The sequence below is a fragment of the Litorivivens sp. genome, assembly GCF_041625495.1.
Taxonomy (GTDB): domain Bacteria; phylum Pseudomonadota; class Gammaproteobacteria; order Pseudomonadales; family Spongiibacteraceae; genus Litorivivens.
In genome coordinates this window covers 1-8,299 of sequence record NZ_JBFJTH010000166.1, presented here as the reverse complement: position 1 = coordinate 8,299, position 8,299 = coordinate 1, and the positions used below count along the sequence as shown (strand labels likewise).

General features: G+C 55.9%; 8 protein-coding genes and 1 riboswitch. Of the genes, 7 read left to right on the top strand and 1 reads right to left on the bottom strand.

What is annotated here, in order from left to right; all coding sequences use genetic code 11:
* The 4 genes from ABYP39_RS15495 to ABYP39_RS15480 form a co-directional block, all read left to right on the top strand.
* A partial coding sequence (locus tag ABYP39_RS15495) for a 3-hydroxyacyl-CoA dehydrogenase family protein (protein WP_372783430.1) occupies window positions 1-1,002 on the top strand: 1,002 nt, incomplete at its 5' end.
* Window positions 1,003-1,121: 119 nt separating this feature from the next.
* Window positions 1,122-1,340, top strand: a riboswitch (cobalamin riboswitch).
* A 90-nt stretch (window positions 1,341-1,430) separates the two neighbouring features.
* Window positions 1,431-1,997, top strand: a complete 567-nt coding sequence (locus ABYP39_RS15490) for a hypothetical protein (protein WP_372747495.1) — start codon at window positions 1,431-1,433, stop codon at window positions 1,995-1,997.
* Window positions 1,987-3,261, top strand: a complete 1,275-nt coding sequence (locus ABYP39_RS15485) for a cobyrinate a,c-diamide synthase (protein ID WP_372747496.1) — start codon at window positions 1,987-1,989, stop codon at window positions 3,259-3,261. Before ABYP39_RS15490 ends, ABYP39_RS15485 begins: the two co-directional genes overlap by 11 nt.
* Window positions 3,258-4,058, top strand: a complete 801-nt coding sequence (locus ABYP39_RS15480) for a cobalamin-binding protein (RefSeq protein ID WP_372747497.1) — start codon at window positions 3,258-3,260, stop codon at window positions 4,056-4,058. The genes ABYP39_RS15485 and ABYP39_RS15480 overlap by 4 nt, the downstream gene beginning before the upstream one ends.
* 29 nt (window positions 4,059-4,087) lie before the next feature.
* On the opposite strand, the gene ABYP39_RS15475 is transcribed toward ABYP39_RS15480, so the two are convergent.
* Window positions 4,088-5,329 (bottom strand): ATP-binding protein, encoded by a 1,242-nt coding sequence (locus ABYP39_RS15475; RefSeq protein WP_372747498.1) that lies wholly within the window; start codon window positions 5,327-5,329, stop codon window positions 4,088-4,090.
* Between the two features lie 308 nt (window positions 5,330-5,637).
* Here ABYP39_RS15475 and ABYP39_RS15470 point away from each other — a divergent pair, with 308 nt between their 5' ends.
* The 3 genes from ABYP39_RS15470 to ABYP39_RS15460 all read left to right on the top strand — a co-directional run.
* Window positions 5,638-6,582 (top strand): cobalamin biosynthesis protein, encoded by a 945-nt coding sequence (locus ABYP39_RS15470; protein ID WP_372783428.1) that lies wholly within the window; start codon window positions 5,638-5,640, stop codon window positions 6,580-6,582.
* Window positions 6,583-6,598: 16 nt separating this feature from the next.
* A complete protein-coding gene (locus tag ABYP39_RS15465) occupies window positions 6,599-7,720 on the top strand; it encodes an aminotransferase class I/II-fold pyridoxal phosphate-dependent enzyme (protein WP_372783426.1) in 1,122 nt (373 codons plus the stop codon).
* A gap of 82 nt (window positions 7,721-7,802) precedes the next feature.
* A partial coding sequence (locus ABYP39_RS15460; protein ID WP_372783424.1) for an NAD-dependent epimerase/dehydratase family protein occupies window positions 7,803-8,299 on the top strand: 497 nt, incomplete at its 3' end.

The window sequence follows — 8,299 nt, the reverse complement described above, 5'->3', positions numbered from 1 at the left end:
ATCAAGGCGACTGAAGACTACGCCGACATGGCGGATTGCGATCTGGTGATTGAAGCCGTGTTCGAGGATCGTAAGATCAAGGCGGCGGTTACTAAAGACACTGAAGCCGTCCTGAAAGCTGACGGTGTGTTTGCATCCAATACGTCTGCGTTGCCGATTACTGAATTGGCTGCAGCCTCGGTGCGTCCGGAAAACTTTATCGGTATGCATTTCTTCTCGCCCGCCGAGAAAATGCCGCTGGTAGAAATCATTCGCGGCGAGAAAACGTCTGACGAAACACTGGCTCGCGCGTTTGATCTTGCCCAGCAACTGGGAAAAACGCCGATTGTGGTTAACGATGCCCCCGGCTTCTTTACTACGCGTGTTATCGGCAAGACCGTATCGCAAGGTGCCATCATGCTCGAAGAAGGCATCAACCCTGTGCTGATCGAATCGGCCGCTCGTGACAATGGTTCACCCATTGGTCCGCTGGGTGCGATTGATGAGATCAGTCAGGAAACCGCCTGGACAAATGGTCTGCAAGCGATAGCCGATGCCGAAGCTCAGGGACAGAAATGGGAAGACAACGCCGCATCGCGTGTGCTGGATCGTATGGTCAACGAGTTTGGCCGCAAAGGTAAGGTGCACGGTGCGGGCTATTATGAGTATCCACAGGGTGGCCAGAAACACATGTGGCCTGGCCTGAAAGACGCCTTTGCGCCAAATGGCTATACCGAGATTCCATACGAGGATATCAAGGACCGTCTGGTGTACTCCCAGTGTCTGGAAGCGGTTCGCGCCATGGAAGAGGGTGTGATTGAAAACGTCGGTGACGGTAATATCGGGTCCATTATGGGGATCGGCTTCCCCGCGCAAACCGGTGGTGTTTTCCAGGCGATCAATGCGATTGGTCTGCAACAGTTTGTGGAGCGCGCTGAGTACCTACACCAGCAGTACGGTGAAGACTTTGCGGTACCCCTGCTGCTCAGAGACCGTGCGGCTAAGAACGAGCTGTTTCTGTAGATAGCCCCTTTCCCTGCCCTCCCTCCAAGGGGGCAGGACACCTTCTATAAAGATTTGGTGCGCGCATTCTTCCGCAGGTTGAGTGCGCTGCTTGACCTCCCCGCTGTCACTCTATACATTCACCGCCTTCGCTACAGGTCACCCATGGTTCTTGCTTTGAGAGCTGGGTGTTAAACGGGAAGTCGGTGCGCATGCGCAAAGCCGACACTGCCCCCGCAACGGTAAGTGAGTATCGCTGAACAAGGGCCACTGCGAGTCATCGCGGGAAGGCGTTCAGCCAGTTGTCATTACGATAACCCTCACAAGTCCGGAGACCGGCCTGCAGCGAGCCGCGATGACGTTGCGGAGGGCAACGGGCGGGGTAGGACTATGTCTTTTACCCAACTTCCTCCTGCGTCATCTCTTGCAATCCTGTTGGAGATGATAAAATGCAGAATGTTTTGACTCACTTGAATCGCAGTGCCATTGGCCTACTGCTCGGGCTGCTGATTATGCTCAGTCGCCCTTATCCACTCAGCGGTATTATCCATCTTGCCGATGTTACTCATGCCGCGTTGTTTATCGGCGGTTTTATTGGCCTTGGGTATCGCTGGTTTGGCGGCTTTGTCGCGCTGGCCGTCACGCTGGATATGTTGTCCATTGCCAGCGGAACCGATCCTTTCTGTCTCAGCCCTGCCTACGGTTTTCTTCTGCCGGCTTTTGCGGTGATCTGGTATGCCGGAGCTGCGTGCGGCAACGCGCCGGTCAAAGTCCAATTGCCGTTGGGGCTGGCGGGCTTTTCGCTGGCACAGGTAACAGCGTTTTTTATCAGCTCAGGAAGCTTCTATTTTTTGTCGGGCAAGTTTGTCGATCCGACACTAACGGAGATGCTCGCGCGAACTGAACGCTATTTACCGGGCTATTTCAGCAGCAGCTTTATCTATGTTGCGCTGTTTCTGACCTTGGCTGCGGCTTTCGCCTTGATTAACCGGAGGCAGGGTGTACATGAACACTAAATTGATGATTCTCGCCTCTCCCGGTAGCAATCATGGGAAAACTCTGCTTAGTGCCGGGTTTGCCAAAGCTCTGCTGGATCGCGGTGACCGCGTGACGCTTTTCAAAATGGGACCAGACTATCTCGATCCGCGCTTTCTGCAGAAAGCCACTGGTCTGGAAGTGCGCCAGCTCGATTACTGGATGCTCGGCGGTGATGGCATTGCCGCTGAGCTGACTCGTGCGGCTGCGGTGTCTGATGTGATTTTGGTGGAAGGGGTTATGGGGCTGTTTGATGGCAGTTTTCCCGTGGCGCAACTGGCGGCAGAGTACGCCATTCCAGTAACACTCACGATAGACGCAGCGGCGATGGCTCAGACCTTTGGTGCGCTGGTGCATGGTTTGGCGACCTATGATGAGCGGGTCAAGGTCAGCGCGGTTCTCGCTAACCGCGTGGGCAGTGACCGTCACGGTGAGATGCTGGAAGAGAGTGTGCGGGCGCCGGTCAAATACCTGGGATGGCTGCCGCGGGATGAACGCCTGCAGGTGGAGGAGCGCCATCTGGGAATCAGCAGTAGCGAAGAGCAGGCACAGCAGTGCGCGCGACTGGTGGCCGAGGTGGTAGCTCCCATGCTCGACGCACTGGAGTGGGGTGAATTGCCGCAGCGTGAACTCGCACAGGTGCAAACTGACGTGCCTAGGCTCAGCGGCAAGCGCATTGCTGTAGCGCGCGATGAAGCCTTCTATTTTCTGTATCACGCCAATACAGATTTTCTGCAGGAGCAGGGCGCCGAACTGGTTTATTTCTCACCGCTGCACGATAGGCAGTTGCCGCCCTGCGACGCACTTTATCTACCCGGCGGTTACCCCGAGCTGCATCTATCGGCATTGACTGTGAATACGACAATGGCGGAACAAGTGCGTGATCACATCCTGGCCGACAAGCCCTGTGTGGCCGAATGCGGCGGTATGTTGTATCTGCAGCAATCTCTTGAGTATGCGCAACACAAGACCAGTCTGATTGGGTTGTTGCCGGGCAATGCGGTGGTCGGAGATCGACTGGCGGCGCTGGGCTATCAGGAATTACCTGACGGCAAACTAAAGGGGCATACGTTTCATTATGCTCGCATTGATGATGCCGTTACCGACGAGCGTACCCGCTACCACGACGGCCGGGATGGGGAGTTTATCTGGCGTCGCAACCGACTGGTTGCGTCGTTTGTGCACTGGTATTTCCGGTCTGACCCGGAAACCGTGTGCAACTGGTTTTCCGGAGGCGCTGAATGAGTTTATGGCCGCAGCGTATCGTCTGCCTGACAGAGGAAACGACGGAAGCGCTTTATCTGATGGGCGAACAGCATCGCATAGTGGGTATTTCGGGTTTTACGGTTCGGCCTCCCGAGGCGAGGAAGGAAAAGCTCAAAGTGTCTGCGTTTACCAGCGCCAAAGAAAGCAAAATTTTGGAGCTAAAGCCGGATCTTGTCTTGGGTTTTTCCGATATGCAGGCCGATATTGCAGCAGACTTGGTGCGCGCTGGCCTGCAGGTTCATATTTTTAACCAGCGCCGTGTGGCCGGTATTTTTGAGATGTTGCATACCCTAGGGCGATTACTGGGGGTTGAGCGCAAAGCTGAAAAACTGTGCGAGGGATTTAACGACAATCTTGAGCGGGCGCGGCGTTTGGCCAACTCCCTGCAGCGGCGTCCCCGTGTCTATTTCGAAGAATGGCCCGATCCCATGATTTCCGGCATCGGTTGGGTCTCAGATCTGATTGAGTTGGCAGGCGGTGACGATTGTTTTGCTGAACTTGCAGCCTGCCCGGACGCCAAGAGCCGGATTATTGCTGATCCGCTCGAGGTTGTGCGGCGTGAGCCTGATATCATTCTTGCGTCCTGGTGTGGCCGTAAAGTACGACCGGAGCAGATAGCCGCCCGTGATGGCTGGGGCGATATACCGGCGGTCCGCCACGGGCAGATTCATGAAATAAAATCGCCAATTATTTTGCAGCCTGGCCCGGCGGCACTGAGCGATGGCGTCGCGGCGCTGAGCCGGGTAATAGCCGACTGGAACCAGAGTCAGGGGTGAGCGTTTATCGGCAATACCGTGCACAGCATCTAGAGGGTGGGCGCGCTGTCCTGTCGCAAGTCGGGTGAGGGTTTTACGGCGTCGTCGAAACTGATTGGTAGACTCAGTGTTATCCGTGTGCCGTCGTGCGTTCCAGAATCGGCGTGAATCGTGCCTTCGTGCAAATCAACAATGCGCTTGCACAGTGCCAGACCTATGCCACTGCCGGGCGTTTCTTTGTCATTGCACGCCCGACGAAAGGGCAAGAATATTTCTTCGGTTTTTTCCTCTGGAATGCCCCGTCCATTATCACTGATCGTCAGTACACACTGTGTCTCGGTTGGGCGAATCTCAATGCTGATAGTCAGCGGTCGTTCGGGTTCGCGGTATTTGTCGGCATTGTCCAGCAGGTTGCTCACAACCAGGCTGATCGCGTGAAAATCAGCGATAACCCTGCAATGACCCGACAGCGAAATGTCCGTATCGGGGTCTGTAGCACGGTTGCGAAAGTTCTCGATTGCATTGCTGACGAGTTCGCTCATGTCATAGGTTTTCAGGGTCAGGCTGTCTTTACCCAGATGAGATAGCGACAACAGCTGCTCGAGAATCGTTAGCAGATTTGCACTGCCAGTCTGCAAGGCTTCGGCCAACTCTCTGGTCGTTGGGCTCGCTTCTGAGGGGAGCTCGCTGGCCAGTAGCTCGCTCAGCATGTGAAGGTTGCGTGCAGGGCCGCGAATGTCGTGGGCGACGGCGTGGCTGAAGAGCTCAATGTCGGCCAATACGTGACGAAGGTGGTTGTTGCTGCTTTCCAGCGCACTGTATGCCTGATAGCTTTCTAACGCCATATGCACCACAGCGCGCAAACGCTGAGCGGTCATTTGGGTTTTTGGTTCGTAATAATTGATCCCGTAGGTTTCAGCTATTTCTGTCTCTTGCATGGTGCCGGGTTGCCCGGTTCGCACGATGATACGTGTGTGAGGGTTGCTGTATTGATGCCGCACGTAGGCTGCAACTTCAAGCCCATCAGTATCTTTGGCCATCACAATGTCGAGCAGCAGAAGGGCTATATCGGGGTTGGAATTAAGATGGTTTATGGCTTCCTGGGCAGAGTGGGCATGCAGGAGTGTAAGGCGGTGCCCGAGCACAAACTCGTCTTCCAGTACCATGTTGGTTACTGAATGGATGTCGGGTTCGTCATCCACGACCAGCACAAACCAGGTTGGCGCTTCTTGCCGTGCGATTGGTGTTGTCGGTGCCAATCGCATACTGTCGGAACGGTTGTCTATTGGCATCTGCTGCTCTTGAGGTCTTTGATGTCAAAACCTCAGGTGTTTGCCCAAAGCCCGGAGGCGGTAAGCCCAGTATAAACCAATGCGCGCCCCCGCGTGCTGTTGCTCGCCAGCCAAAAACTTACTGGCTCTATGATTTTGATATTTGCAGCCTCAGCATCGCTTGTGAATAGGTAAATACGCCTAACACCGGCGAATGACGGGGAAACCAGGGGTATGACACCTTGACGGGTGAGGTGCGCCTGTATAGATTTTCGGCCTCGCTGCGCCTGACGGGCTCAATGGGCGAGCCTAATACAGGAGAAAAGGGAATGCTGGGCAGCGTACTGGGTGTGTGGTTTGTGGGATTGCTGCTTGACGCACTGTTGGGTGAACCGGCACGTTATCACCCTTTGGTGGTTTTTGGCCGTTACGCTAGCTGGCTGGAAACCCGCTTTAACCGCTGGCAGCAGGCGAGCCAGCTGGGACAGTGGTGGCGGGGTACCCTGGCACTGTTACTTGCGATTACTCCAATTCTGGCGGCGGTTATGGTGCTGCGCAGTGTTTTGGGCAGCCTGGCCCTGCTACTGGATGTGGTTGTTCTTTATCTCGCCATTGGCCGCAGCAGCTTGCGGCAACACGCAGTGGCCGTACGCGACCCGCTATTGCGCGCAGATCTGCCGGCTGCGCGCGCAGCTACCGGCCGAATTGTCAGCCGCGATACTGCTCAGGCCAGTGAATCGGAGCTAGTCACAGCGGTGGTTGAAACCGGGCTGGAGAATACTAACGATGCAATTATCGCCTCCCTGTTCTGGTATGCGGTAGCGGGTGCCCCCGGTGTTGTATTGCACCGTCTCAGTAACACGCTCGATGCGATGTGGGGCTACCGCAGCGAACGCTTCAATTTGTTTGGCCGCAGTGCCGCGCGGTTGGATGATGTACTGGCTTTCCCTTCAGCCCAACTACTGAGTTTCCTGTTCTGTCTGGTAGCGTTACCGGGTAATCGGATCTCCGCATTTCGCGTCTGGTGGAGGCAGGGATGGCACTGGAAAAGTATAAATGCCGGCTCAGTAATGGCCAGTGGCTCGGCAGCTCTGGGACTGCAGTTGGGTGGGCCGGCGCGGTATCGCGAACAAGTTCAGGATCGGCCTGTTCTGGGGTGCGGACGGGCGCCACACGTGGGTGATATTACCGCCTGTTTTGCGTTGCAAGATCGTGCGCTGGGTTTGCTTGTCGCACTCTTGGCGCTGCTCGCATTTATCGAGGCAATAACATGAGAGGCCGCAGGTTGGAATGATAAGCGCAAAGTCTGAGTTAGCGGAGCAGGCGCCGTGGGAGCTACTATGTGAGCATGGCGGCAATGCTCAGGCGCTGGCAGCGGCGCTAGCAATTTCATCTGAGTCGCTGCTGGACCTCTCCTCGGCCGTAAGTCCATTTCCCTACCCGCTGCCACCGATGCCGGTAGACATCCTGACGCAGCTGCCTTATGGCGACGGCTCTGTGACCGGCCTCGCAGCCGACTGCTATGGCGTAGAGCCAGAACAGTTGGTGGCAGCCTCGGGTTCGCAATCGTTGATTCAGTGGTTACCACGAACGCGCAGTCGCTCGCGGGTGCTGGTGCCACGGGTGGGTTATGCCGAACATGCTTATTGGTGGACCAATGAGGGGCATAGCTGTGTGGCTTATGATGATATAGAGCAGCAAGCTCTGTCCCGTACTATAGTTTCCAGCGGGGCGTCGGTGCTGGTGCTTATTCATCCGAACAACCCGACTGGGGCTTATATTAGCGCCTCGGATTTGGAATGCTGGCGAGCTTGCCTGCCAAAAGACGGGCTGATCGTGGTTGACGAGGCGTTTATCGATGCAACCCCGGCGGCGTCGCTGGTGTCCATGCTAGATATGCCGGGTCTGATTATATTGCGCTCGGTGGGCAAATTTTTTGGTTTGCCAGGCCTGCGTCTCGGGTTTGCTCTGGGGGCTCCGGCACTGATCCGGCGCGCGTCAGAGGCGCTAGGGCCCTGGCCAGTATCAGCGCCAGCACTTTGGGCCGCGCGACAGTTTTTCGGGGATTGTCGTTGGCAAAACGACAATCGATGTCGTTTGCTATCTCTCGCCGAGCAACAACGGGCTTGTTTGGAGCAAACGTTATTCAGGTGTCTGCAAAGTTCGGGCAAGTCGTCGACGGCAGATATACGGCTTGTGCAAACGCCATTGTTCAGCAGTCTCAGGATGCCCCACAGTGAGGCTAAGGCTCTGGTGTCAGCGTTGCTTGAACGTAGAATCGCCATTCGTTACTACCGGCAACATCCGCAGCATGCCTGGCTGAGAATCGGGCTGGCTACGGATATTCAGCGGCAGCAGCTAGAGGAAACATTGGCAGATATTCAAGCTGGTTTATCAACCTGCGCTATTTGATACTCCAAAGAGCACTTCGGTCGCTTGTTGTGCGACCGGGTAACCCGTATAAATGGCCTCCTTTCACGCGGGGAGACAGACTGTGGCAAAACGAGTCCTGCTCACGGGCGCATTTGGCAACATCGGCACCTACACCATTGAATATCTGCTGGAGCGCGGGTACGAACTTGTGTGCGTTGATCGCAAACTACCCGGCACGGAGTCGATTGCCCGTCGTTTTGATCAACGCATCAAAGCCGTGTGGGGGGATATTACCGAGCCTGCCGTGTGGGACGAAGCGCTCACCGATGTGGATGTTGTCATTCACCTCGCCGCCATTATTCCACCGCTGTCTGAAACCCAGCCGGAGCTGGCTACGCGCGTCAATGTCACCGCGACTGAAAACCTGATAGCGGCAATGGAGGCGCGGGGCGTTCGACGTTTGATATTTGCATCCAGCGTTGCGGTTTACGGCAAACTTCAGGATCGTGAACCACCTCTGACGGCGGACAGCCCCTATCGACCGGACGACCACTACGGTGAAACCAAGCTCGCCTGTGAGAAGGCGATCCATGCCTCGTCGCTGGACTGGAGTATTCT

What these genes read in the sequence shown, in the direction of transcription:
- ABYP39_RS15480 (WP_372747497.1), top strand. Translation starts at nt 3,258, where the DNA reads ATGAGTTTATGGCCGCAGCGTATCGTCTGCCTGACAGAGGAAACGACG.
- ABYP39_RS15475 (WP_372747498.1), bottom strand. Translation starts at nt 5,329, where the DNA reads ATGCCAATAGACAACCGTTCCGACAGTATGCGATTGGCACCGACAACA.
- ABYP39_RS15470 (WP_372783428.1), top strand. Translation starts at nt 5,638, where the DNA reads ATGCTGGGCAGCGTACTGGGTGTGTGGTTTGTGGGATTGCTGCTTGAC.
- ABYP39_RS15490 (WP_372747495.1), top strand. Translation starts at nt 1,431, where the DNA reads ATGCAGAATGTTTTGACTCACTTGAATCGCAGTGCCATTGGCCTACTG.
- ABYP39_RS15465 (WP_372783426.1), top strand. Translation starts at nt 6,599, where the DNA reads ATGATAAGCGCAAAGTCTGAGTTAGCGGAGCAGGCGCCGTGGGAGCTA.
- ABYP39_RS15485 (WP_372747496.1), top strand. Translation starts at nt 1,987, where the DNA reads ATGAACACTAAATTGATGATTCTCGCCTCTCCCGGTAGCAATCATGGG.